This window comes from Streptomyces sp. NPDC008317, assembly GCF_042955955.1.
Classification (GTDB): Bacteria; Actinomycetota; Actinomycetes; order Streptomycetales; family Streptomycetaceae; genus Actinacidiphila.
Window position 1 is genome coordinate 831,485 of record NZ_JBIBFQ010000003.1, and the last position, 22,563, is coordinate 854,047.

At 72.1% G+C, this 22,563-nt stretch carries 22 protein-coding genes and 2 pseudogenes; 10 read left to right on the forward strand and 14 right to left on the reverse strand.

Annotated elements, in window-relative coordinates:
* Positions 1-46 precede the first annotated feature (46 nt).
* From ACFY9V_RS13220 to ACFY9V_RS13240, 5 genes and pseudogenes are all read left to right on the forward strand, one after another.
* On the forward strand, positions 47-355 hold the full coding sequence (locus ACFY9V_RS13220; RefSeq protein ID WP_391161347.1) for an RRQRL motif-containing zinc-binding protein: 309 nt from the start codon (positions 47-49) through the stop codon (positions 353-355).
* 87 nt (positions 356-442) lie between these two features.
* On the forward strand, positions 443-1,090 hold the full coding sequence (locus ACFY9V_RS13225; protein ID WP_391161348.1) for a DNA methylase: 648 nt from the start codon (positions 443-445) through the stop codon (positions 1,088-1,090).
* Positions 1,060-2,029: pseudogene (locus ACFY9V_RS13230) on the forward strand (ATP-binding protein); the annotation flags it as partial. The gene ACFY9V_RS13225 and the pseudogene ACFY9V_RS13230, both read left to right, overlap by 31 nt.
* A 442-nt stretch (positions 2,030-2,471) precedes the next feature.
* A complete protein-coding gene (locus ACFY9V_RS13235) occupies positions 2,472-2,708 on the forward strand; it encodes a helix-turn-helix domain-containing protein (protein WP_391161349.1) in 237 nt (78 codons plus the stop codon).
* Between the two features lie 143 nt (positions 2,709-2,851).
* Positions 2,852-3,010, forward strand: a pseudogene (locus ACFY9V_RS13240) (integrase); the annotation flags it as partial.
* 235 nt (positions 3,011-3,245) lie between these two features.
* On the opposite strand, the gene ACFY9V_RS13245 reads toward ACFY9V_RS13240, so the two are convergent.
* Both ACFY9V_RS13245 and ACFY9V_RS13250 read right to left on the reverse strand, forming a co-directional pair.
* Positions 3,246-4,445 (reverse strand): acyl-CoA dehydrogenase family protein, encoded by a 1,200-nt coding sequence (locus ACFY9V_RS13245; RefSeq protein ID WP_188283771.1) that lies wholly within the window; start codon positions 4,443-4,445, stop codon positions 3,246-3,248.
* A 321-nt stretch (positions 4,446-4,766) separates the two neighbouring features.
* Entirely contained in the window at positions 4,767-6,359 is a 1,593-nt protein-coding gene (locus tag ACFY9V_RS13250; RefSeq protein ID WP_391161350.1) for an MFS transporter, read from the reverse strand.
* Between the two features lie 388 nt (positions 6,360-6,747).
* Here ACFY9V_RS13250 and ACFY9V_RS13255 point away from each other — a divergent pair, with 388 nt between their 5' ends.
* On the forward strand, positions 6,748-7,818 hold the full coding sequence (locus ACFY9V_RS13255) for a phosphatase PAP2 family protein (RefSeq protein ID WP_355333473.1): 1,071 nt from the start codon (positions 6,748-6,750) through the stop codon (positions 7,816-7,818).
* Positions 7,819-7,836: 18 nt separating this feature from the next.
* Here the strand turns inward: ACFY9V_RS13255 and ACFY9V_RS13260 are convergent, their stop codons facing one another.
* The 4 genes from ACFY9V_RS13260 to ACFY9V_RS13275 all read right to left on the reverse strand — a co-directional run bounded on the left by ACFY9V_RS13260 (position 7,837) and on the right by ACFY9V_RS13275 (position 11,244).
* A complete protein-coding gene (locus ACFY9V_RS13260; RefSeq protein WP_188285797.1) occupies positions 7,837-8,070 on the reverse strand; it encodes an I78 family peptidase inhibitor in 234 nt (77 codons plus the stop codon).
* A gap of 210 nt (positions 8,071-8,280) precedes the next feature.
* The gene (locus ACFY9V_RS13265; RefSeq protein ID WP_355333476.1) at positions 8,281-9,558 is read right to left on the reverse strand and encodes a glycosyltransferase family 4 protein; all 1,278 of its coding nucleotides are present in this window, start codon (positions 9,556-9,558) and stop codon (positions 8,281-8,283) included.
* A 137-nt stretch (positions 9,559-9,695) separates the two neighbouring features.
* Entirely contained in the window at positions 9,696-10,397 is a 702-nt protein-coding gene (locus tag ACFY9V_RS13270) for a transglycosylase family protein (RefSeq protein ID WP_355333479.1), read from the reverse strand.
* Positions 10,398-10,614: 217 nt separating this feature from the next.
* Entirely contained in the window at positions 10,615-11,244 is a 630-nt protein-coding gene (locus ACFY9V_RS13275) for a transglycosylase family protein (RefSeq protein ID WP_391161351.1), read from the reverse strand.
* A gap of 477 nt (positions 11,245-11,721) precedes the next feature.
* On the opposite strand from ACFY9V_RS13275, the gene ACFY9V_RS13280 reads away from it, so the two are divergent.
* The gene (locus tag ACFY9V_RS13280) at positions 11,722-12,534 is read left to right on the forward strand and encodes a hypothetical protein (RefSeq protein ID WP_355333484.1); all 813 of its coding nucleotides are present in this window, start codon (positions 11,722-11,724) and stop codon (positions 12,532-12,534) included.
* Positions 12,535-12,730: 196 nt separating this feature from the next.
* Positions 12,731-12,979 (forward strand): hypothetical protein, encoded by a 249-nt coding sequence (locus tag ACFY9V_RS13285; protein ID WP_355333486.1) that lies wholly within the window; start codon positions 12,731-12,733, stop codon positions 12,977-12,979.
* 39 nt (positions 12,980-13,018) lie between these two features.
* On the opposite strand, the gene der is transcribed toward ACFY9V_RS13285, so the two are convergent.
* The 5 genes from der to ACFY9V_RS13310 all read right to left on the reverse strand — a co-directional run bounded on the left by der (position 13,019) and on the right by ACFY9V_RS13310 (position 18,118).
* A complete protein-coding gene (gene der / locus ACFY9V_RS13290) occupies positions 13,019-14,485 on the reverse strand; it encodes a ribosome biogenesis GTPase Der (RefSeq protein WP_355333489.1) in 1,467 nt (488 codons plus the stop codon).
* A 90-nt stretch (positions 14,486-14,575) separates the two neighbouring features.
* Entirely contained in the window at positions 14,576-15,271 is a 696-nt protein-coding gene (locus ACFY9V_RS13295; protein WP_391048590.1) for a 1-acyl-sn-glycerol-3-phosphate acyltransferase, read from the reverse strand.
* On the reverse strand, positions 15,229-15,906 hold the full coding sequence (cmk, locus tag ACFY9V_RS13300; protein ID WP_355333492.1) for a (d)CMP kinase: 678 nt from the start codon (positions 15,904-15,906) through the stop codon (positions 15,229-15,231). The genes ACFY9V_RS13295 and cmk overlap by 43 nt, the downstream gene beginning before the upstream one ends.
* 337 nt (positions 15,907-16,243) lie before the next feature.
* Entirely contained in the window at positions 16,244-17,329 is a 1,086-nt protein-coding gene (locus ACFY9V_RS13305) for a prephenate dehydrogenase (protein WP_355333494.1), read from the reverse strand.
* A 312-nt stretch (positions 17,330-17,641) separates the two neighbouring features.
* On the reverse strand, positions 17,642-18,118 hold the full coding sequence (locus tag ACFY9V_RS13310) for a YidB family protein (RefSeq protein ID WP_391161352.1): 477 nt from the start codon (positions 18,116-18,118) through the stop codon (positions 17,642-17,644).
* A gap of 136 nt (positions 18,119-18,254) precedes the next feature.
* Between ACFY9V_RS13310 and ACFY9V_RS13315 the strand changes: the two genes are divergently transcribed.
* Together ACFY9V_RS13315 and ACFY9V_RS13320 are read left to right on the forward strand one after the other, a co-directional pair.
* A complete protein-coding gene (locus tag ACFY9V_RS13315; protein WP_355333500.1) occupies positions 18,255-18,617 on the forward strand; it encodes a DUF952 domain-containing protein in 363 nt (120 codons plus the stop codon).
* Positions 18,618-18,752: 135 nt separating this feature from the next.
* A complete protein-coding gene (locus ACFY9V_RS13320) occupies positions 18,753-19,466 on the forward strand; it encodes a DNA polymerase beta superfamily protein (RefSeq protein WP_391048599.1) in 714 nt (237 codons plus the stop codon).
* A 103-nt stretch (positions 19,467-19,569) separates the two neighbouring features.
* On the opposite strand, the gene ACFY9V_RS13325 is transcribed toward ACFY9V_RS13320, so the two are convergent.
* Genes ACFY9V_RS13325 through ACFY9V_RS13335 form a run of 3 tightly spaced genes read right to left on the reverse strand, consistent with a single transcriptional unit; the run spans position 19,570 to position 22,504 of the window.
* Positions 19,570-20,703, reverse strand: a complete 1,134-nt coding sequence (locus ACFY9V_RS13325) for a pseudouridine synthase (protein ID WP_188285806.1) — start codon at positions 20,701-20,703, stop codon at positions 19,570-19,572.
* Positions 20,703-21,395 (reverse strand): SMC-Scp complex subunit ScpB, encoded by a 693-nt coding sequence (gene scpB, locus ACFY9V_RS13330; RefSeq protein ID WP_391161353.1) that lies wholly within the window; start codon positions 21,393-21,395, stop codon positions 20,703-20,705. Before scpB ends, ACFY9V_RS13325 begins: the two co-directional genes overlap by 1 nt.
* On the reverse strand, positions 21,392-22,504 hold the full coding sequence (locus ACFY9V_RS13335; protein ID WP_391161354.1) for a segregation/condensation protein A: 1,113 nt from the start codon (positions 22,502-22,504) through the stop codon (positions 21,392-21,394). Before ACFY9V_RS13335 ends, scpB begins: the two co-directional genes overlap by 4 nt.
* Positions 22,505-22,563: the final 59 nt, after the last annotated feature.

A 22,563-nucleotide genomic window follows, 5' to 3' on the forward strand; every position in this document is an offset into this window, starting at 1 on the left:
CCCACCACACACAGTCACCATCCTGGCGTCAGGAAGGAACGACGCTGTGAGCCTGCCCGTCTACCGCTACCGCCTCGCCCCCGATGGCCTGATGACTCGCCGTCAGCTCAACGCGATCGGTCTCAGTGCGTGCCGCGCCGACGTGGTCGGCGAGATCCGCTGGCGCCGCGGTCGTCGCGTCGCCTGCCTCTACGACCCGGCCACCGCCCGCCCGTTGCGGCCCATGACGCCGGGCCGCTGGCGCTCCCACCACGCGATAATGCGCGCCCGCCGCACCTGCCCCGCCTGCCGGACCGATCGCGGATACGTCATCCCCGCCTCGCTCGGCTGCTGCGTGCCCTGTCACACCACCTGAACACGCCCGTGGGCGGTGGCTCCCGACCAAGGAACCGCCACCGCCCACGGCACACCAGCACCCGTCAAGGAACTGGAGACCACCAGCATGACCCATCACACTCCCATGCGGCGACGGCCGAACCGGCCGTTACTGCTGGACCTGTTCTGCTGCGCCGGCGGCGCCGCCAAGGGCTACGCCGACGCGGGGTTCGAGGTGCACGGCGTCGACACCGCCGACCGCACCAACTACCCCTTCACCCTCACCCGCGCCGACGCGCTCACCCACCTCGCCGACCTGATCAGCTCCGGCGGGATCTACCGCTACGCGATGGTGCACGCGTCCCCGCCATGCCAGGCCGGATGCGCGCTGACCGTGGGCGCCAACCGGTCCCGCGGCTGGGGCCGCACCCATGTGGATCTGGTCGCCGACGTGCGCACGCTGCTGGACGTGGCCGGCCTGCCGTACGTGATCGCGCAGCCCAACGGCCGCGCGAAGATCCGCAAAGACCTCACGATGTGCGGGGAGATGTTCAGCCTGGACGTGATCCGGCACCGCAACTTCGAGTTGGGCGGGTGGACCACCGTACGGCCGGCGCCCGTCCCGCACCGGGGCCGGGTCCGCGGCTACCGGCACGGCGTGTTCTACGACGGCCCCTACGTCGCCGCGTACGGCAACGGCGGGGGCAAGCCCAGCATCGGCGAGTTGCAGGCCGCCATGGGCATCACACTGAGTGCCTGGCCATCGCGTGGCTGATCGGCTGCCTCGGACCGTCCGTTCCGGTGCCGGCGCCGTTCCTCACCGGGCCGCAAGGTGCGGGCAAGTCCACCGGCGGGCGGATGCTGGTCCGGATCATTGAAGGCATGAGCGGGGACCTGCGCCGCGCCCCAAAGGATGAGGAGAACCTGATCGCGGCGGTGGCAGCCGGTTGGGTCACCGCCCTGGACAACCTGAGCCACATGACGCCGGACCTGTCCGACGCAATGTGCTGCATCGTCACCGGCGCGGAGAACGTCAAACGGGCGCTGTTCACCGACGGGGACGTCTTCCGCGTCGGCTACCGCCGCCCTCTCCTGCTCACCGGCATCGACGTCGGAGTCATCCGCCCGGACCTCGCCGAACGGCTGCTACCCCTGCGGCTCGAACGCCCCCGCGTCCGACGCACCGAGGCCGAACTGTGGGCCGGCTACGCCGAAGCCCTGCCGGTCGTCCTCGGGTCGCTGCTGGACCTCACGGTCAAGGTCCGCGCCGTGACCGCGGAGACGCCGACGGATTTGCGGATGGCGGACTCCGCCCACCTGTGCGCACAACTCGACGCGGCAACCGGATTGGGTGCGCTGAACGCCTATCGGGCGAGTCTGGACGACCTCAACGACGACGTGATCGAAGGGGATCTCCTCGCGCAGACCGTTTTCCGTCATGCCGAAAGCATCACGCCCGGCGCACCGGAGCGGATGACGTCCACCGAGTGGCTGGCCTGTCTCAGCCGCCTCTACGCGGGCGAGGAACTGCGCTCCCTCCCTAAAAGGCTGGCCCACCACAGGGAAAGTCCTCTCAGACCGCCTCAAACGCCTCCAACCCACCCTTGCCGCCCGAGGCGTCCTCATCGACACCTGGCGCACCAAAGAAGGGCGCTACCTCGAAATGGCCCGCCCCGCACCACTGCCCCTGCCCGAGCAACAGCACGCGTTCTGACCGGCGTTCAATCGGACAGGCAAGAAGAGCACCACGCCCGGGGTGCTCTTCTTGCTGTTCGGCGCACCGCGCCGCCCCAAGGGTCGCGCCGCGAAGCGGCCCCTTCTTCACTCGCGAAGGCGCACCGAAGCACTACAGGCACCCCTCTTTTGTCCTAAGTAGGAAGATCCTGCGTCACCCGGCCCGGAAAACGGCTTCTGAACTGCGGAAACAGGGGTGACGCAGACGGAAACCTCTGCGTCATCGTGCGTCACCTGCGTCACCCGATGACGCAGCCGGTGACGCAGGGGTGACGCACGCCCAGACCCTTGCGTCATCCAAACCCGCAGGTCAAAGGCCCGTATGACGCAGGTGACGCGGTGACGCAGAAATGCGAACCTCGGACACGCGAGGCGTCCGAGGAACCGCTGAAGCCAGCGTGACTCAACTCCCCGAGGACTCCATGAGCCGAACACGTTCCGCTCAATCCGATCCCCGCGCCACCCTCCGCGGCGGTCTGCCCGATCGGTACCTCACCCCCGACGACATCACCGAGCTGTTCGGCGTGCCACTGGAGACTGTCTACCACTGGCGCAAGAAACGGACCGGCCCGCCCGGATTCCGCGTCGGCAAACACGTGCGCTACGACCCCGAAGCCGTCCGCGCCTGGACCGCGAAACAGAGCACACAAGCCGCCTAACCCCGTCAATCACCGCGGCCGGTGGCGAGCCCGAACGCCCGCCACCGGCCGCAGCCACGTCTACAGGAGTCGCCCACCATGGCAGGCCATATCCAAGACCGCTGGTACAAGACCGAGACCGATGCCAACGGCAAGACGATCCGAGCGCCTACCTCGGTCACTCCGATCCTGGCTTCACGCTGCGGACGTACACGCACCTCATGCCGAGCAGTGAGGGCCGTACGCGCAAGGCGGTGGATGCGGTGTACCGGGCACCCCGGAAGGCTCGGAGGACACCGGACGGCCCACAGACGGCCCAGTAGACGCGCCCGCGCCCCCACCGATGACTAAGCCGCAGGTGGGGGCCGCTTTCGCCGGATCGCGTACCACTTCAACCAGAACTGACACTCTGGTTCGACCAGAACCGACACTCTGGCCGCCGCTCCCTCACCCGCCCGCCGGTCCCGCCCCTGCCGGGGGCCGGGGGTTGTCTCCCCGGGGACAACCCCCGATCAGGACCGGGCAGGGCGCTCACCGGGCCGGTACGGCCGCACCGCGTCATCCGCGGAAGGCGTCGAGTCCGGTGAGCGCCTTGCCCAGGACGAGCTGGTGCATCTCGACCGTGCCCTCATAGGTGAGCACGGACTCCAGGTTGGTGGCGTGCCGCATCACCGGGTACTCCAGTGAGATCCCGTTGGCGCCCAGGATCGTCCGGGCGGTGCGGCAGATCTCGATCGCCTCGCGGACGTTGTTGAGCTTGCCGAAGCTCACCTGTTCCGGCCGCAGCCGTCCGGCGTCCATCCGCTGTCCCAGGTGGTGGGCGAGCAGGATGCCCTTGTGCAGTTCGACCGCCATGTCGGCGAGTTTGGCCTGGGTGAGCTGGAAGCCGCCGATCGGCCTGCCGAACTGCTCGCGCGTCGTCGCGTACGACAGCGCGGCCTCGAAGCTGCTGCGCGCGGCGCCCATCGCGCCCCACACGATTCCGTAGCGCGCGTGGCTGAGGCAGCTCAGCGGTCCGCGCAGACCGGTGACCTCGGGGAGCACGGCGTCGGCGGGCAACCGGACGTCGTCCATGACGAGTTCGCTGGTGACCGAGGCGCGCAGGCTCCACTTGTGGTGGATCTCCGGCGCGGAGAAGCCGGGGGTGTCGGTGGGGACGACGAAGCCGCGGATGCCGCCGGGCGCGTCCGTCGTCTGGGCCCAGACGACGGCGACACCGGCCACCGAGCCGTTGGTGATCCACATCTTGCGGCCGCTGAGCACCCAGTCGGAGCCGTCCCGCCTGGCGTGGGTGGTCATGGCGGCCGGGTCGGAGCCGTGGTCGGGTTCGGTGAGGCCGAAGCAGCCGATCACCTCGCCCGCGGCCATCGACGGGAGCCAGCGCTGCTTTTGTTCCTCGGAGCCGTAGCGGTGGACGGCGTACATCGCGAGCGAGCCCTGGACCGAGACCAGCGAGCGGATGCCGGAGTCGGCGGCCTCCAGCTCCAGACAGGCCAGGCCGTACTGGACGGCGCTCGCGCCCGCGCAGCCGTAGCCGGTCAGCGGCATGCCGAGGGCGCCGATCGCGCCCAGCTCACGGGCGAGTTCCCTGATGACGGGCAGTTCGCCGCGCTCGTACCAGTCGGCGACATGCGGCAGGACGCGGTCGGCGGCCCATTTCCGTACGGTGTCGCGGACCGCGCGGTCCTCGGGCGTCAGCAGGTCGTCGAGGCCCAGCGGGTCGTACGGGTCGAAGGGCGGGGTTGCGGCTCCGGGCATGACGGGGGACCTCCGGCACAGAAGGACACGGAAACTAGCGGCGGTAACCTACGGCTCGGCGCCGACGTTACGTTTCAGTCTGCCGTGCGTCCAGACCGCTCGGCCCGCCGCGCGCCGGGAGCGTCGGGAGCCGGATGTCCCGGCCGGCGGGAGCCCGATCTCATGGCCAAAGGCAGCGGGTGGGAGCCGCGCGCCGGGACCTTCGCGCACCCCGTGGCCCGGCCGCCGGGGGCCGGGACCTTCGCGCACCCCGTGGCCCGGCCGCCGGGGGCCGGGACCTTCGCGCACCCCGTGGCCCGGCCGCCGGGGGCCGGACGCCGCTCACTCCCCCGGCGCGCCGGACCGTACGGCCGCCGCGGGCTCCTGGCGGGCCGGGAGCACCAGATCGCAGGTGGCCTGCCCCTTGTCCGCGCCGCATTCCATGACGCGTGGCAGCCGCAGCGCGGCCAGCGCCCCGGTGAGCAGCAGCCCCGCGCTCACCAGCAGGGTCATGTGCAGCCCGGTGACGAAGGAGTGCCGGGCCGCGTGCCGCAGCGCCGCGCCCGAGCCGCCGCCGAGCCGGTCGGCGACGTCGTACGCCTCACCGAGCGAGTGGCCCGCGGCGGTGCTGTCGGCGGCGCTCACTCCCGGGGTGCGGGCGACGCCCGGCGCATAGGCGGCGTTCATCACACTGCCGAGCAGCGCGATGCCCATCCCGGCGCCCAGTTGGTACGAGGTCTCGCCGATCGCCGCCGCGCCGCCCGCCTGGTGCGCGGGGGATTCGCTGAGCATGGACTCGTAGGCGCCGAAGAGGGTGGCCTCCAGGCCGAAGCCGAGCAGGACGAAGGCGGTGGTGAGCAGGACCGGCCGGTCGCTCTGGCCCATGGCGGTCAGCGCGAGTACGGCGACGGCGGTGAGCACGAATCCGCCGCAGACCATGCGGCGTGGACCGAAGCCGCGCAGCATGCGGGAGCCGGTGAGTCCCGCGGCCATGGCGGCGAAGGTGAGCGGCAGCAGGCGCAGTCCGGTCTGGAGCGGGCTGAGGCCGAGGACCAGTTGCAGGTACTGCACCGCGATCAGTTCCAGGCCGACCAGGGCGAGCATGGCGAGCACGATGCAGCCGACCGAGGTGGAGAAGGCGGGCTGGGAGAACATCCGGACGTCGATCAGCGGGTGCTCGCGGCGGCGCTGGCGGCGTATGAACCAGACCAGCAGGCCCACTCCGGCCAGCAGCGGGATGAAGGCCGCGGCGTCCAGCGGGCTCGCGCCGCCGCCGAGCCGCTTCATGCCGAGGACCACGCCGAGGACGCCGAGGGCGGCGGTGACCGCGCCGAGCACGTCCCACGGGCCGTCGGTGCTGCCCCGGGACTCCGGCAGGAGTATCCGGCCGAGCGGCAGCATCACGGCCATCAGCGGGATGTTGATCAGGAAGACCGAGCCCCACCAGAAGTGCTCGACGAGGAAGCCGCCGAGCACCGGGCCGACGGCGGCGCCCACCGCGGCGACCGCGCTCCACACGCCGATCGCCGTCGCGCGCTCGCGGCGGTCGGGGAAGACCTGTCGAAGTATCGACAAAGTGGCAGGCATGATCATCGCGCCGCCGGCGCCGAGCAGCGCGCGGGCGGCGATCAGTACGTGGGGTGTCGGCGCGAAGGCGGCGAGCGCGGAGGCCACGCCGAAGAGGGCGTAGCCGATCAGCAGGACCTTGCGGCGGCCGATGCGGTCGCCGAGTGTCCCGAAAAGGATCAGCAGAGAGGCGGCGATCAGCGGATAGGCGTCCACGATCCACAGCAGGTCCTGGGCGCCGGGCCGCAGATCCTCGGTGAGGGCGGGGACGGCCACGTGCAGCACCGTCGCGTCGAGAGCGACGATCAGCAGGCTGACGCAGAGGACGAACAGAATGGTCCACCTGCTGACCGGCCTCGTCATACGCATACCTCCACGAACGAGTGAGTCGTCAGCGTACGCGAGACCACTCGCTGGTCACGGGCTCACAACACCCGGTCACCGCCCCCGCGGGACCCCCTCGGACACCCGTCGCGCGCCCCGGCGCCGCCCGTGCGCGGCCCCGTTCGATCACGTCGGCCCGGGTATGGACGGGGAAACTGCGGAGAAAGGTGAGGGAAATAAGCAATAAATAAGAAGGCCGCACCTTGCCGACCCTGTGAGTATCAACACCCGAACATAAACTCCAGCCACTCCCGCATTCCGCCCGAATCACCGGCCGCCAAAGGGCTCCCTGAGACGCACTCCACATCACATCGTCATTACAAAGCAGCTCGTACGGCCGAACTATGCCGTCACACGCTGTAACGTCGATTGAGTGCGAACCGATGAGAAGCGCCTCCGTACGGCGGAGCGCCCGACCACCCGCGACCTGCCGCGGATGAGCCGAACACGCGTGTGGCTGTTCGGTTCGACGCTGGCGGTCTACGTGGCGATCGTCGTGGGCGTCCTCACCACTTCCAAACTGGTGACGCTGGACTGGCAGGTCATGCTCTGGCGTCCTTACAAACAATGGCCGCAAATCCACGCGTTCCTGGATTATTTCGTCGTCCTCGGCCAACGAGGTCCCACCGCGGTGATGGTGCTCGCGTGGCTGGGGTGGCGCGCGTGGCGCCACCGCACGCTGCACCCGCTGCTGGTCCTCGGCACCTCACTGCTGTTGCTGAACATCACCGTGGGAGCCGTGAAATACGGTCTCGGGCGGCTCGGTCCGCACTACGCGACGACCGTCGGCTCCGCCGAGATGTTCGCCGGCGGCGATATATTTCCCTCGGGTCACACCGCCAACGCGGTCGTGACCTGGGGCGTTCTGGCGTATCTGGCCACGACTCCGCGCGCCCGCAGGCTGGGGTCCGTGGTGAGCGCGCTGCTCGCGCTCGGCGTGGGCGCCACGACGGTCTACCTCGGTACGCACTGGGTGAGCGACGTGCTGCTCGGCTGGGCGGCCGGTCTGCTGATCCTGCTGGCGCTGCCGTGGTTCGAGCCCGCGATGGCACGGGCCGAGGACTTCCTGGCCTACGCCTGGGCCCGGATGCGCACCGGTTCCGCCGAAGCGGTCCTCCGCCCGGAGGCCGTGAGCCCGGTGCTGGTCGCCCAGCGTTCCCCGGCCTCCGCGCAGGACCAGGACCCGGACGCGGAGCAGGAGGAGCACGCGCCGAGCCGCGCGACGGTCGGCGCGGTCGCCCGGGGCGCCACCGCGGCGGTCACGGCCACCACGACCACTCCGGTCGCCGCCGCCCCGCACGCGCCCGGCAGGCCGCCCACCGGACGCAACGAACGCACACCGCTCACCCCGGTCGGCAGCCGCCGTCCGCCCGTCGAGCGCCCGGCCAGGCCCACGACCCCGCTCGCGCACCAGCAGGTGCGCGGCCGGGGCATCGCGGGCTGAGCCGGGCGGCTCGGCCCGTCAGCCGACCCAGCAGCGCTGGACGCGGCCCCCTTCCACGGTGAAGTTCAGCCGCCCGACGACGTACTCCATGGTCACGATCGCGCCGGGCGGCAGGCTGCGCACCGTCTGCCAGCCCCGCTGCTCGGCCAGGCGCTCGGCCTCCCGCGCGTCGAGGCCGGTGTAGGCGTCGGGGTCGTCGGCCGGGCTCCGTGGGGGCCGCGGATCCTGTGGGGTCTGAGGGTTGTGAGGCATACCTTCACGGTAGGCGTCCCCGAGCCGGAACGACCTTGATCATCACGTTTCTGTCACAGATCGTGCCCTACGGTTCGCTCCGTCCCCGTGAATACCCGCAGGTCACTGAATTACCTGTCCACACAACTCCCGCACAGCATCTTCGCAATGCCTCCGGTTACTCGCGGGTCCATGAGCATGAAGAGATAGGAATTGGGTAGACGGTCGTCTTTAACTGACGATGTGTTGCCTTCGGCGTCCGGCCTTCCTGACCGCGGCCCCCGTCATGTCCCCCGCGGACAGCAGGGCGCCCATCGTCCGCCCGACCGACGCGCGGACCGCGGCGCGCGACCGGGCGCCGCCGCGCGCCCGGTCGTCCAGCAGCCGCTGGAAGAGGTCCACATGGCGCCGGGCGATGACCGAGGGGTCGTAGTGCGCCGAGGAGGCCAGCGCGGCGCGGCCCATCTCCCGGCGGCGCTCGTCGTCCTCGATGAGCGACAGCAGCGCGCCGGCGATCGCGTCGATGTCGCGCGGCGGCACCAGCAGACCGTTCACGCCGTCGTCGACGATCTCCCGCGGCCCGAGCGGGCAGTCGGTGGAGACCACGGGAAGCCCCGCGCACATGCCCTCCACCAGCGTCATGCCGAAGGACTCCAGGGTCGAGGTGACGGCGAGCACCGACGCCTTGGCCAGCTCCGGTTCGATCGGCGAGACCGCGCCCATCAGCTTCACGTTGTCGCGCACGCCCAGTTCGGTGACGAGCGCGTCGAGCTTCGCGCGCTCGCGGCCCGAGCCGTACAGCCGCAGCGTCCAGTCGGGGCGGCGGTCGCGGACGACGGCGAAGGCGCGGATCAGGTCGTCGTAGCGCTTGGCGGGGGCGAGCCGTCCGGCGGCGACCACGACGGGCGCGGTGCAGTCGGAGGGTGCGGCGCCGGTGGGCGGCACGCTGTTGGGGACGGCGGCGACCCGGACGCCCGGCATACGGCGGCGGTAGACGGCCGCGTCGGCCTCCGTGGTGGTGGTGACGGCGTCCAGACCCGGGTAGTGGCGGCGCAGGGTCAGCACGAGCCGCGTGGAGTGCGTGTCGAGCGTCAGGTGTTCCTGGGCGACCCGGACGAGGCCGCGCGGCGCCTGGCGGGCGAGGTGCACGTTGAGGCCCGGCCGGGTGCCGACCACCACGTCGGTGTCGAGTTCCGCCAGGCACGCGCCGATGCGTTCGTCGGTGATCGGGCTGTAGAGGGCGTGCCGCCGGTCGGTGGACGGGAAGATCGCCGACGGCCGCTGGTGGCGCGGGTCGTCGAGGACGCCGTCCTGGGCGCCTTTGCGGATGTCGACCAGATATCTCAGCCGGATCCGGGGGTCGTACGTGAACTCGGGCCGGTCGCGGTCGCGGAAGACCGAGACGATCTCGACCTCGTGTTCGTCGGCCAGCCGCGCCGCCAGATTGCGCACCGTGCGAATGGTGCCGCCGATGCCGTACGTGGTGTGTATCAGGAAGGTGATGCGCATGGGCGTGCCCGTGTTCCTGTTCCCCCGCTGGACGCGGGTCGGTCGGCCCGCGCGACCGACCGTAGCAACCGTGGCGCGTCCCTTTGCCGGACGCGCCACGGACGGGTGAACGGGGTTGACTCGGGTGGGCCGCCGCGTCAGTTGACGGTGAGGACGGTTCCCGCGATCAGCCGGTCGGGGTCGGGGCCGATGAGGTCCTTGTTGAGCTGGTAGAGGTACTGCCAGCCCCCTTGGGTTCCATAGGAACGGGCAATGGCCGACAAGGTCTCGCCGCTCTTGACGGTGTGCACGATGTGGCGGTGGCCGGTGAAGCCGTTGCGCCGTGCGCAGACCGGCCAGGCGTTCCAGCCCTGCACCTTCAGCACTTCCTCCGCGACCGAGATCTGCTCGGCGGGGGTGGCGAGGTCGGCGCGCCGGGCATAGGCGCGACCGCCGAACAGCTCCCAGGTGGGCTGCCAGAACTGGAGTCCGCCGTAGTAGCTGTTGCCGGTGTTGATGTGCCAGTTCCCGCTGCTCTCGCACATGGCGATCCGGTCCCAGACGGTCGGGGACCCGGCGGCGGCCCGCGCGGCCTGGAAGGCGATGGCCGCCTGTACCGACGGCACCGACTGCGGGGACCCGCCGGACCGCTCGGGCTGCTGCGGCTGTCCCGGCCGCTCCACGGGCGGTGGGACGGCCGGCGCGCCCTGGGCGGCCGTCGCGGGTGGCGCGGCGGCCACCGGCAGCAGCACGGCCGCACCGAGCGCGGCCAGCGTGGCGGCGGCGCGTGCGACGGCCACGGCGACGCGCACCGAGGCACGCGGGGAGACGATATGACGATAAGACGACTGATCGCTCATCGGGCCACGCTAAGCACGGCCGCACCCCGGATCGGGGGCATCGCGTCCGTACGTCGCGCGTACCCCACCCGGTCGGACCACAACGGGATGGGGCACACGGGGGAACGCGGCGGGTCCGGTTTACGGCGGCCTTACGACGCTCCGGCACCGAACGAGCGCGGTCCCGAGGCGCCCCGGCCGGGCGGGCGCCCGAACCGCCCCTCCGGCGGACGGTCCGTCACCAGTGCGGCCACCACGCCGGAACGACCGGGCCCTGACCCCGCTCCGCCGGGCCGCGCACGACGGCGATCAGGGCGGTGCGTGTCGCGTTGCGGTCGGCCCGGCCCTCGGCGGCCGACTCGTAGCGCGGCATGGTCCGCCGTACGACCTTCGCCGGCTCCCGCTTCTTCGGCTCGGCGGCGGGCTTGACGGTCTTCCTGACGGGCTTGTCGAGGGACTTGCCCGTCGACTTCGCGGACGGCGTGCCCGCGGACGGCGTGCCCGCGGACGGCGCGTCCCCGTAGGCTCCCGCGCGGCGCGAGCAGACGGGCCAGGCGCCCCAGCCGCTGGCGCGCTGGAGCTTTGTCGCTATGGCGATCTGCTGCTCGCGGCTGGCGAGGTCCGCGGTCGGCGCGTACGCGGTGCCGCCGTAGGACCGCCAGGTGCCGGGGGCGAACTGGAGACCGCCGTAGTAGCCGTTGTGGGTGTTGATGTGCCAGTTCCCGCCGCTCTCGCACTGCGCGATACGGTCCCACACCCCGTTGTCGGCCGCCGACGCCTCTCCCGCGGCGGCCAGCACGCCCAGCGGCGCCAGTGCGGCGACGCCGGTCAGGAGCGCGGTGTGCCGGTACTTGCAGTTCAAGACCATGGATTCCCTCTCCACGGACCCGGGTGTCCCCCTTGCTGCGTCACGACGGGCGCCGCTCCCCCACGGATGCGGCGCCCGTCCGAACCCGGGCGGTGCGATTTGCACACGGCGGGCGAATCTAGGCAGCCGCACCCCCTCGCACCAAACAATTGCCGTCCGCCGCAGGCCAGTTGAGGGTTACCGGCGGTAAGAAGACGAGGTTTACGGGTGATTGGCGCGTACGTATCGTCGTAAATGAGGATCTAAACGGCGCGCTCCGTGAGTAGCCTCACAGGCCCAACTTTCGTCACCCACACGGCCGTTCGACGCTGCGTGAGCGATTCGCCGGGAATCTCACCCTCGGCGACCGGTAACGGAATACATCCCCCCGCAAAGCGTGACTCCCACCACAGATCATCCGTTGTCACTATGCGCCGGGACAGGTCCGGCGTTCCGGCCGGATTCGTGACCGCACCACCGCACTTCAAGGAGACTCCCGTGCCGCCCATGCTCGACGTGAGTGACGAGGTACGAGCCGAGATCGGCGACGAGGAGACCCAGCGGCTCCTCAACGGCGCCAACGCTCCTGGCACGTACGACTGCACGTCCTGTCGCACCCCCGGGGACACCGGACAGGAGCGGACCAGCACCGTGCTCTTCGTGGGCGACGAGACGGCGGTCCTCGCCTTCGCGCACGCCGCCTGCATCCCCTCGCAGGTCGTCCCGGTCACCGAGGAGCAGTTGCAGGGCGCCGTCCGCAGCATCGGCGGCCCCGAGACGGCGGCGGGGCCCTCGATCGGCGGCCAGGCCGACGCGCCGCCCGTGGAGACCGCGCCCCGGCAGGCGGTGCTCGGCATCACCTGCGGTCTGATCATCGTCGAGGAGACGCTGCGCCCGGCGCTCGTGATCGAGCCCACCGGGCCGGTCGCACGGGTCGGCGCCACCGGCGCGGGCGACGACTTCCTGCCGCTCCTGATCGAGCAGGGCTTCATGCCGCAGCTCGACCTGGAGGTGCCGCCGTCGCCGCTGTCGGGCTGGTCGGTGCTGCTGGCCACCGGGCGGCTGCACGCCGTGCTCCAGCCCGGCGCGGGCGGCACCCCCGGCACCGCGTGGTGGCAGGCCCACCAGCCGCTCCAGGTCAGCGACGGCTGGCGGAACGCCGTCAACCGGACCAACGAGGTGTACGTCTACGCCGCCCCGGCCGGTTCCATCGGCCGTCAGCCGCGCGAGGACCTGATGCGGGACGCCCTGGCCAGGGCGTGCTCGCGGGGCCTGCTGGTGGCCGCGACGATGCCGCTGTCGGGGACCTGAGCCACCCGTCTCACCGGAAACGAGGGGCGTGTACGGGACACCGTGCGCGCCCCTTCCGCGCGCCCACTGCCGCCCGGGTCAAAGATCTGCAATTCAACCGACTGGCCCGCATCCCGGACAACACCGGCTCGTTGGCACATACGTGCACACCTTTGACACCTCCTCCCGGGCCCCTTTCCAGCGCTACATCCCGTCCATGCGCAGCGCGCTGGACGCGACCGGGGGCGGTGCCACAGAAACACCCATCTACGACGCGCTCTACTCGGAGTACCAGCGGCTCTTCCGCACGCTGCCCGGCGACCGGACCGGCGAGGAGGCGTTGCAGTTCAACGGCTTCACCACCTGGCACGCGGAGCAGCCGGCGTACGCCCCCGGCAGACACCGCGGCAACGGCCCGGCGGCGCTGCCGCCGGGCCGTCCCGACAATCGGATGCCCGGGCTCTGACCCCGGGAGCCCCCGGCTCGCGGGGGCCCGTGCGCGCCGCTACTTCTTGCGCCCGCGCTTCTCGCGGACCCGGACCGACACCTGGATCGGCGTACCGGCGAAGCCGAACTCCTCGCGCAGCCGACGCTCGATGAAGCGCCGGTAGCCCGCCTCCAGGAAGCCCGAGGCGAACAGCACGAACCGCGGCGGCTTGATGCCCGCCTGCGTCCCGAACAGGATGCGGGGCTGCTTTCCGCCGCGGATCGGGTGCGGGTGCGCGGCGACCAGCTCGCCCAGGAACGCGTTGAGGCGGCCGGTCGGCACCCGGGTCTCCCAGCCCGCGATGGCCGTCTCGATCGCCGGGACCAGCCGCTCCATGTGCCGCCCGGTGCGCGCCGAGACGTTGACCCGCGGCGCCCATTGCACCTGCACGAGGTCCTTCTCGATCTCGCGCTCCAGGTAGTAGCGCCGCTCCTCGTCCAGCAGGTCCCACTTGTTGTACGCGATCACGACCGCGCGGCCCGCCTCGACGGCCATGGTGATGATCCGGGTGTCCTGCTCGGCCAGCGTCTCACTGGCGTCCACCAGGATGACCGCGACCTCGGCCTTCTCCAGCGCCGCCGCCGTACGCAGCGAGGCGTAGTAGTCCGCGCCCTCGGTGAGGTGGACGCGGCGGCGGATGCCCGCGGTGTCGATGAACTTCCAGGTGACACCGCCGAGCTGGATCAGCTCGTCCACCGGGTCGCGGGTGGTGCCCGCGACCTCGTTGACGACCACCCGGTCCTCGTTGGCCACCTTGTTCAGCAGGGACGACTTGCCGACGTTCGGGCGGCCGATGAGCGCGATCCTGCGCGGGCCGCCGACGACATCGCCGAAGGTCAGCGCGGGCGCCTCGGGCAGCACCCCGATGATGGCGTCGAGCAGATCGCCGGTGCCGCGGCCGTGCAGCGAGGAGACCGGGTAGGGCTCGCCGAGGCCGAGGTTCCACAGCGCGGCCGCGTCGGCCTCGCCGGACGGTCCGTCGACCTTGTTGGCGGCCAGCACGACCGGCTTGCCCGCGCGGCGCAGCAGCCGTACGACCGCCGCGTCGGTGTCGGTGGCGCCGACGGTGGAGTCCACGACGAAGACCACCGCGTCGGACGCCTCGATGGCGAACTCGGCCTGCGCCGCCACGGAGGCGTCGATGCCGAGGACGTCCTGCTCCCAGCCGCCGGTGTCCACGATCTTGAAGCGGCGGCCGTTCCAGTTCGCCTCGTACGTGACGCGGTCGCGGGTGACGCCCGGCTTGTCCTCCACGACCGCCTCGCGGCGGCCGATGATCCGGTTGACCAGTGTCGACTTGCCGACGTTGGGACGGCCGACCACGGCGAGCACCGGCAGCGGGCCGTGCCCGGCCTCGGCCAGGTCGTCGGCCACCTCTTCGAGGTCGAAGCCCTCCTCGGCGGCAAGCTCCATGAACTCGGCGTATTCGGCGTCGCCGAGCGCGCCGGTCCCGCCGTGCTCGGTCTGCTCGTCTGCGTGGTCCATGAGGTATCTCCGTCGATCAACTGTGGCGGCTGCGGTAACCAGTGTGGTGCAGCCGGTGCGGTTCGGCCTGCGCGTTTTCCGTCTGCGCGGTCAGCGGCCAGTGGCTTGCTTGGCGTGCGCCAGGTGGGCGGTGAGCCGCTCCTGGATGCGCAGCGTGGCGGCGTCCATCGCGCTGCGGGTGCGGCGCCCGCTGCCGTCGCCCGCCTCGAAGGGCTCCCCGAAGACGACGTCGATCCGCGAGCGCAGCGGCGGCAGCGCCGGGACCGCCCGGCCCTTGGCGGTGCTGCCGAGGACGGCGACCGGCACGACGGGCGCGCCGGAGCGCACCGCGAAGTACGCCAGACCCGAGCGCAGCTCGGCGAAGTCGCCGTCGCCCCGGGTGCCCTCGGGGAAGATGCCGAGCATCCCGCCGCGCTCCAGGACGCCGAGCGCGGCGGTTATCGCCGTACGGTCGGCGGTCTCGCGGTCGACCTTGAGCTGCCCGATGGAGCGCAGGAACGGGTCGAGCGGCCCGACGAAGGCTTCCTTCTTCACCAGGAAGTGCAGCGGGCGCGGCGAGATGCCGATCAGCATCGGGCCGTCGATGTTGTGCGAGTGGTTGCCCGCCAGGATGACCGGGCCGTGCGCCGGTACCCGCCAGGCGCCGAGCACCCGGGGCCGCCACAGGCCGTTCATCAAGACGATGCCGATCCGGCGTCCGACGGCCGCTCCGCGCGGTCCCGGCGCCGTGCCCTGCTCTGCGGTCACCTGGGCGCCCGCTTCTCCTCGACCAGAGTGACGATGCACTCGATGACCTGGTCGAGGGTGAGGTCGGTGGTGTCGACCTCGACCGCGTCGGCGGCCTTGGCCAGCGGGGAGGTCTTGCGGCCCGAGTCGGCCGCGTCCCGCTTGATGAGCGCGGCCCGGGTGTCCGCGACGCTCAGCGCGCCGTTCAGCTCACCGCTGCGGCGGGCGGCGCGGGCCTCGGCGGACGCGGTGAGGAAGATCTTGACGGTGGCGTCAGGGAAGACGGTCGTGCCGATGTCCCGGCCCTCGACCACGATGCCGCCGGGGGACGCGGTGGCGGCGGCGCGCTGCAACTCGACCATCCTGGCCCGTACCTCGGGGACCGCGCTGACGGCGCTGACCGCGGCGGTGACCTCCTGGGTGCGGATCGGGCCCGAGGCGTCCACGCCGTCCACGGTGATGCCGGGGGCCGCCGGGTCGTGGCCCGCGACGATGGCGGGCTTGCCCGCGCAGTCGGCGACGGCCACCGGGTCGTTGACGTCGATGCCGTTGCTCAGCATCCACCAGGTGATCGCGCGGTACTGCGCCCCGGTGTCGAGGTAGCTCAGCCCCAGCTTCGCCGCGACCGCCCTGGACGTGCTGGACTTGCCGGTACCGGAAGGGCCGTCGATGGCGACGATCACCGGATTTTCCACAGCGGGTGGCCTTCCTCGTGCGCGGAGCGGGGGGCGGGCGGGCCGGCCGAGGGGCCGGATGCCATTCCCCCAAGGTTACCGGCCGCCCGCGCGCCGGAACGCCACGGGTTTTCCCTGCCGGGACGGGCACGGGGGCGGGGGCGGGGCCGGGGTGCCGGGCCGGGTGCCCGTCACGCTCGCGCCCGGGTGTGCCGGGTGAGCCATGTGCGCCCTGTGCCCGCGTACGGTCCTGCGGCTGGCCCGTCCGGCACGCGTCCGATCCGTACCGCCGGAGCCCGGCCGCGCCCCGACCGTGCCACCGCCCGGCCCGCGCCACCGCCCGGCCCGCGCCGTACGTCTACTGCCGGATCGACCAGCCGCGTTCGCGCAGTGCCACGGTCAGGGCGGGCGCGGTGCGCGGCTCGACCATGAGGTGCACCAGACCGGCCTGCTGTCCGGTGGAGTGTTCGATGCGGACGTCCTCGATGTTGACGCCCGCCGCGCCCGCGTCGGCGAAGAGGCGGGCCAGCTCGCCCGGCTGGTCGCCGATGAGGACGGCCACGATCTCGTACGCCTTGGGCGCCGTGCCGTGCTTGCCGGGGACCTTGGCGCGGCCCGCGTTGCCGCGCCGCAGGATGTCCTCGATGCCCGCCGCGCCGCCGCGCCGCTTGTCCTCGTCGGCGGACTGGAGGGCGCGCAGCGCCGCGACCGTCTCGGTCAGGTCGACGGCGACGTCGGCGAGGACGTCGGCGACCGGTCCGGGGTTGGCGGCCAGGATGTCCATCCACATGCCGGGCTCGGAGCCCGCGATCCGCGTGACGTCGAGGATGCCCTGGCCGCACAGGCGTACGGCGGTGTCCTCAGCGTGCTCCAGGCGGGCCGCGACCATGCTGGAGACGAGCTGCGGGGTGTGCGAGACCAGGGCGACGGCCCGGTCGTGGGCGTCGGCGTCCATGACGACGGGGACGGCGCGGCACAGCGCGACCAGTTCGAGGGCGAGGTTGAGCACCTCGGTGTCGGTGGCCGGGGTCGGGGTGAGCACCCAGGGGCGGCCCTCGAAGAGGTCGGCGGTCGCGGCCAGCGGCCCGGAGCGCTCGCGGCCCGCCATGGGGTGGGTGCCGATGTAGTGGGTGAGGTCGCAGCCCAGCGCCTCCAGGTCGCGGCGCGGGCCGCCCTTGACGCTGGCGATGTCGAGGTAGCCGCGGCCGAGGCCGCGGGTCAGCGCGTCGGCGAGGGTGGCCGCGACGTGGGCGGGCGGCACGGCGACGATCACGAGGTCGACCGGGCCCTCGGGCTCCCCCGTGGTGCCCGCGCCGAGCGAGGCCGCGGTGCGCGCGGTGCCCGGGTCGTGGTCGGTGAGGTGGACGTCCACACCGCGCGCGGTGAGCGCGAGGGCGGCGGAGGTGCCCATCAGGCCGCTGCCGACGACCAGGGCGGTCCTCACTGGGCGACGCTCCCGGAGGCGTCCCGCTCGGGTCGGCCGCTCCCGCGGACCGTTCGTACCGCCACGTCACTGCTCCCTCGGCTGCTCACGTACCTGCCGACCAGGGTAGTCACCGGGGGCGGGGCGCGAGACGGACGCCCGCACTGCGAGACGCGCGCCGCGGGCGTACGGGCGCCACGGACGTACGGGCGGCGCGGGCGTACGGGCGCCGCGGACGTACGGGCGCCGCGGGCGTACGCGCGGCGCGGGCGTACAGGCAAGGCCCCCGTGACGGCCGGGTACGCGAGCCGGACCGCCACGGGGGCGGGGACATTACTTGCCGAGGCCGCCGAGCTTGCCGAGCTGCCTGCTGATGACGTCCTGGAGGGACTCCCCCTGCGGGACCTCGCCCTCGGGCGTCAGCTTGTCCACCGCCTCGGGGAGGCTGCCCGCGAGGTGGTCGGCGGCCTCCCGCGGGGAGACGCCCGCGTCCTGCGCCGCCTTCTGGAGGGCGTCGTCGGGAAGCGCCTGGGCGATCTGGTCGCCGGTGACGGGCTTGTTGTCGCCCTGGCCCACCCACGACCTGGCCTGCTCGCCGAGGCCGGACTTGTTGAGCATGCCCAGCAGCCCTTCGAGGGGGTTGCCCGATGCGCCGTTGGCCGCGGCGGCGCCGGTGCCACCGGCCGCGCCCTTGCCGCCGAGCTGGCCCAGCAGCGAACCGAGGAGGCCGCCCGCGCCGCCGGCGGAGGAGCCGCCCTTCGCGCCGCTGAGCAGAGTGCCGAGAAGGCTTCCGAGGTCGTTTCCCGCCATGGTCTCGTCCCTTTCAGGAGTCGGGCCGTCGGCGCGCGTCACGTCGCCCGGCACCGAACACGGACAATGTCCCGCAAACCCGTCTCCGCCGCCACTTGCCACCGCCTCACCCGCCCGGACCAGGTAGAACTTCCCCATGCTCTTCCACTTGGTGCCGCTGGACGACTGGCTGCACGCGCCCGAGCGCCCGTACGCCCCCGCCTCCCTGGACGAGGAGGGTTTTGTGCACTGCTCGCCCGACGAGGCCGTGACCCTCGCGGTGGCCGACGCCTTCTACCGGGAGGTGGCGGGGCCGCTGATGGTGCTGCTGATCGAGGAGGCCGCGCTGCGCGCCGAGGTCCGCTGGGAGGCGGCCGATCCGGCGCCGCCGCCCGGCGTTCCGGAGGGCACGGCCTTCCCGCACGTCTACGGCCCCATCGACCGGCCCGCGGTGACCGGCATGCTGGAGGTCGTACGGGATCCGTACGGCCGTCCGCTCGGGCTGACGGCCTGGTCGTAGTCCCGCTACGGCCCTCGGGATCTCCCCCGCCGCAGCGGTACCGTGGGCCCCGCCCTCACCGTCCGCAACGTAATCACCGCACGAAGCAGTGGAAACTCCGGCGCTTGGTCGGACTTCATGGCGATAATCGCCCTCATGCGCGATCCGCTGGGGCACGACCTTGTCCGGGACCACACGGTCTATGCCTGCGTCATGGGCTCGCGCGCCTTCGGTCTGGCCACCGACGGCAGTGACACCGACCGGCGGGGTGTGTACGTGGCGCCCACCGAATTGTTCTGGCGTTTCGACAAGCCGCCGACGCATGTCACCGGACCGCGGCACGAACAGTTCTCCTGGGAGCTGGAGCGATTCTGCTCGCTCGCGCTGCGCGCCAACCCCAATCTGCTCGAATGCCTGCACTCACCGCTGGTGGAGTACGCCGACCCGACCGGGCTCGAACTCCTCGACCTGCGCGACGCGTTCCTCTCCCGCCGCGCCGACGCCACCTTCCGCGGCTACGCCGCCCAGCAGCTCGGCCGCCTCGAAGCGGACATCCGCACCCACGGCCAGCCGCGCTGGAAGCACGCCATGCACCTGCTGCGGCTCCTGATGTCCTGCCGCGACCTGCTGCGCACCGGCCGCCTCACCATCGACGTCGGCGACCAGCGCGAGCGCCTGCTGTCCGTCAAGCGCGGCGAACTGAGCTGGGACGAGGTCCGCGCCTGGATGCGCACGCTCCACGAAGAGACCGACACCGCCGCCGCCCGCTCCCCCCTCCCCCCCGACCCCGACCGCCCCCGCATAGAAGCCTTCCTCACCCGCGTCCGCCGCACCTCAGCCACATTCCCACTCCCCCCCAAGCCCGCGTAGCTCACCCGCGCGAAGGCGCCCGTCCATCTGGACGGACGCCCGCGCGGGTCCGCACTTCCAGGCCCGGCGGTCCGGCGGGGCCGGGGGCGTCCGGCGGTGGGGGTTAGAGCTCGACCTCGTGCATCAGCATGCCGACCTCGGTGTTGGTCAGGCGGCGGAGCCAGCCGGACTTCTGGTCGCCGAGGGGGATGGGGCCGAAGCTGGTGCGGACCAGTTTGTCGACGGGGAAGCCCGCTTCGGAGAGCATGCGGCGGACGATGTGCTTGCGGCCCTCGTGCAGGGTGACCTCGACGAGGTAGTTCTTGCCGGTGTTCTGGACCACGCGGAAGTGGTCCGCGCGGGCCCAGCCGTCCTCCAGCTCGATACCGCTCTTGAGCTGCTTGCCGAGGTCGCGCGGGAGCGGCCCCTGGATCGCGGCGAGATAGGTCTTCTGCACGCCGTAGCGCGGGTGGGTCAGCCGGTGGGCCAGCTCGCCGTGGTTGGTGAGCAGGATCAGGCCCTCGGTCTCGGTGTCGAGCCGACCGACGTGGAAGAGCCGGGTCTCGCGGTTGGTGACGTAGTCGCCGAGGCACTGGCGGCCGTCGGGGTCCTCCATGGTGGAGACGACACCGGCCGGCTTGTTGAGCGCGAAGAAGAGATACGACTGGGTGGCGACGGTCAGCCCGTCGACCTTCACCTCGTCGTGGTCCACGTCGACCCGCAGGCCCTGCTCGGTGACGATCCGCCCGTTGACCTCGACGCGGTGCTGTTCGATCAGCTCCTCGCACGCCCGGCGCGAACCCATTCCGGCCCGCGCGAGCACCTTTTGCAGGCGCTCGCCCTCCTGCTCGGCGCCGGGGAAGGTCTTGGGCGTCTTGATCTGCGGCTTGCTGTGCCGCTCCCGGTTGCGCTCCTCGATCTGCGCGTCCAGCTCGCGCGGCCGGGCCGGCACTGGCTTGCGGCCGCGGTTGCCGGTCGGCTTGTTGCTGCCGGGCTTGGTACGCGGCATGCCGCCGGGCTTGTTCGCACCGGACTGGCCGGTGCTGCCCACGTCGTAGCGGCGCTCCTCGGGACGCGGCGTGCCCTTGGGCCGCTGGCTCTGGCCCTCACCGCGGCGCGCGTCCCCCGAGCGCCCGTCGCCCGAGCGGCCGTCGCCGCGCCGGTCGGCACCGCCACGCCGGTCGGCGTCACGGGGCCTGTCGCCTCCGCCGCCCCGCGGGTTCCGGTTGCCGCCGCTGTTCCTGTCGCTGCTTCGCATCAAGTGTCCGTTGTCGAGGTGTCGTCCGGCGCGTCCGGATCGAACGACGGAAGCCCCTCCTGGGACTCCGCCTCGATCGCTTCCGCCTCCGGCAGGAACGGTGCTAGCTCGGGCAGCTCGTCGAGGCTGCGCAGGCCCATACGTTCCAGGAAGTAGTTCGTCGTCCTGTACAGGATCGCACCTGTCTCGGGTTCCGTCCCACCTTCCTCGACCAGCCCCCGCTGGAGGAGGGTGCGCATGACGCCGTCGCAGTTGACTCCGCGGACCGCCGAGACGCGCGAACGGCTGACCGGCTGCCGGTACGCGACCACCGCCAGCGTCTCCAGCGCGGCCTGCGTGAGCCGGGCGTGCTGCCCGTCGAGGACGAACTTCTCCACGGCGGGCGCGAAGGCGGGCCGGGTGTAGAAGCGCCAGCCACCGGCGACCAGCCGCAGGTCGAAGCCGCGTCCCTCGCGGGTGTAGTCGTCGGACAGCTCGCGCAGCGCCCTGCCGACGGCCCGCCGCGGCCGTTCCAGGACCTTGGCCAGGTGCTCCTCGGTGGCCGGTTCGTCGACGACCATCAGCACGGCCTCCAGGGCGGGCTTCAGCTCCAGCTCGGCGGTCGCGGCGGCGAGCAGGCCCGAGGGCGCCGCCGTATCGCCTGCCGCGCCGGCCGCGGCAAGGGCCCCGGTGATATCCGACACGTCCGTCATTCCTCGGCCTCTCCCTGCTCGTGCTGCGGCTCACGCACCGGCACTGACTCCGGCACCGGCACCGGCACCGGTTCCGGCTCCCGCCGCGGTTCCGGCTTGCGCGCCGGAGCCGCCGCCTCCTGGTCGAACTCGTCGGTCACCAGCGGCGCCGCCGTGTCCTGTTCCCCGCCCGTCCAGCGGACCTGGAGCAGCCCCAGGGCCTCCTCCTGGTCCAGCGCGACCGCCTTCTCCCGGTACAGCTCGAGAAGCGCGAGGAAGCGCGCCACGACCGTCAGCGTGTCCGGCGCGTCCTCGGTCAACTGCCCGAAACTGGCCACGCCGAGCTCCCGCAGCAGTGCGATCACCCGCTCGCCCTGCTCCCGGACGCTCACCAGCGGCGCGTGGATGTGGTCGACGTACACCTGCGGCTTGGGCTTGGGCAGCATCGCCTTCACCGCGAGCTGCGCGAAGCGCTCGGGGCCGATGCTGAGGACGACCTCGGGCAGCAACTCCGCGTGCTGCGGTTCGAGGCCGACGGTACGGGGGTAGCGCAGCGCCTCGTGGTCCAGCCGCTCGGCGAAGATCGCCGCGATCCGCTTGTACGCCCGGTACTGGAGCAGCCGGGCGAAGAGCAGGTCCCGTGCTTCCAGCAGCGCGAGGTCCGCCTCGTCCTCGACCTCGGCGGACGGCAGCAGCCGGGCCGCCTTCAGGTCCAGCAGGGTGGCCGCGACCACCAGGAACTCGGTGGTCTGGTCGAGGTCCCAGTCCGGGCCCATGGCGTGGATGTACGTCATGAACTCGTTGGTGACCTTCGACAGCGCCACCTCCGTGACGTCCATCTTGTGCTTGGAGATCAGCCCGAGCAGCAGGTCGAACGGCCCCTCGAAATTCGCCAGCCGTACGGTGAAACGGTCCCCTCCGGCCGGAGCCGGAGCCGGCTCCGCCTCAACGGCCTCAACGGCCTCGACCGGCGCCGCGGGCTCGGCGGGCCCGGTCTCTTCCACCGCCTCTTCCACGGCCTGTTCCGCCACCGCGGCAGGCGGCTCCGCTGTCACGGCAGGCGTCGGTTCCGCCTCGGCGGCGGCGCCGAGCCCGAGGCTGCGGCGGGGAGTGGCGGGTGAGGTCGGCATCGGGGTCCAGGGTACGAAGTGGTCTGTGCAGGCTACTCGCCGCAGCAGGCCATGCCCCG

Coding starts and splice junctions, on each gene's coding strand:
- ACFY9V_RS13225 (WP_391161348.1), top strand. CDS start 443: ATGACCCATCACACTCCCATGCGGCGACGGCCGAACCGGCCGTTACTG.
- ACFY9V_RS13235 (WP_391161349.1), top strand. CDS start 2,472: ATGAGCCGAACACGTTCCGCTCAATCCGATCCCCGCGCCACCCTCCGC.
- ACFY9V_RS13245 (WP_188283771.1), bottom strand. CDS start 4,445: ATGCCCGGAGCCGCAACCCCGCCCTTCGACCCGTACGACCCGCTGGGC.
- ACFY9V_RS13250 (WP_391161350.1), bottom strand. CDS start 6,359: ATGCGTATGACGAGGCCGGTCAGCAGGTGGACCATTCTGTTCGTCCTC.
- ACFY9V_RS13260 (WP_188285797.1), bottom strand. CDS start 8,070: ATGCCTCACAACCCTCAGACCCCACAGGATCCGCGGCCCCCACGGAGC.
- ACFY9V_RS13265 (WP_355333476.1), bottom strand. CDS start 9,558: ATGCGCATCACCTTCCTGATACACACCACGTACGGCATCGGCGGCACC.
- ACFY9V_RS13270 (WP_355333479.1), bottom strand. CDS start 10,397: ATGAGCGATCAGTCGTCTTATCGTCATATCGTCTCCCCGCGTGCCTCG.
- ACFY9V_RS13275 (WP_391161351.1), bottom strand. CDS start 11,244: ATGGTCTTGAACTGCAAGTACCGGCACACCGCGCTCCTGACCGGCGTC.
- ACFY9V_RS13285 (WP_355333486.1), top strand. CDS start 12,731: ATGCGCAGCGCGCTGGACGCGACCGGGGGCGGTGCCACAGAAACACCC.
- der (WP_355333489.1), bottom strand. CDS start 14,485: ATGGACCACGCAGACGAGCAGACCGAGCACGGCGGGACCGGCGCGCTC.
- ACFY9V_RS13310 (WP_391161352.1), bottom strand. CDS start 18,118: ATGGCGGGAAACGACCTCGGAAGCCTTCTCGGCACTCTGCTCAGCGGC.
- ACFY9V_RS13315 (WP_355333500.1), top strand. CDS start 18,255: ATGCTCTTCCACTTGGTGCCGCTGGACGACTGGCTGCACGCGCCCGAG.
- ACFY9V_RS13320 (WP_391048599.1), top strand. CDS start 18,753: ATGCGCGATCCGCTGGGGCACGACCTTGTCCGGGACCACACGGTCTAT.
- ACFY9V_RS13325 (WP_188285806.1), bottom strand. CDS start 20,703: ATGCGAAGCAGCGACAGGAACAGCGGCGGCAACCGGAACCCGCGGGGC.
- scpB (WP_391161353.1), bottom strand. CDS start 21,395: ATGACGGACGTGTCGGATATCACCGGGGCCCTTGCCGCGGCCGGCGCG.
- ACFY9V_RS13335 (WP_391161354.1), bottom strand. CDS start 22,504: ATGCCGACCTCACCCGCCACTCCCCGCCGCAGCCTCGGGCTCGGCGCC.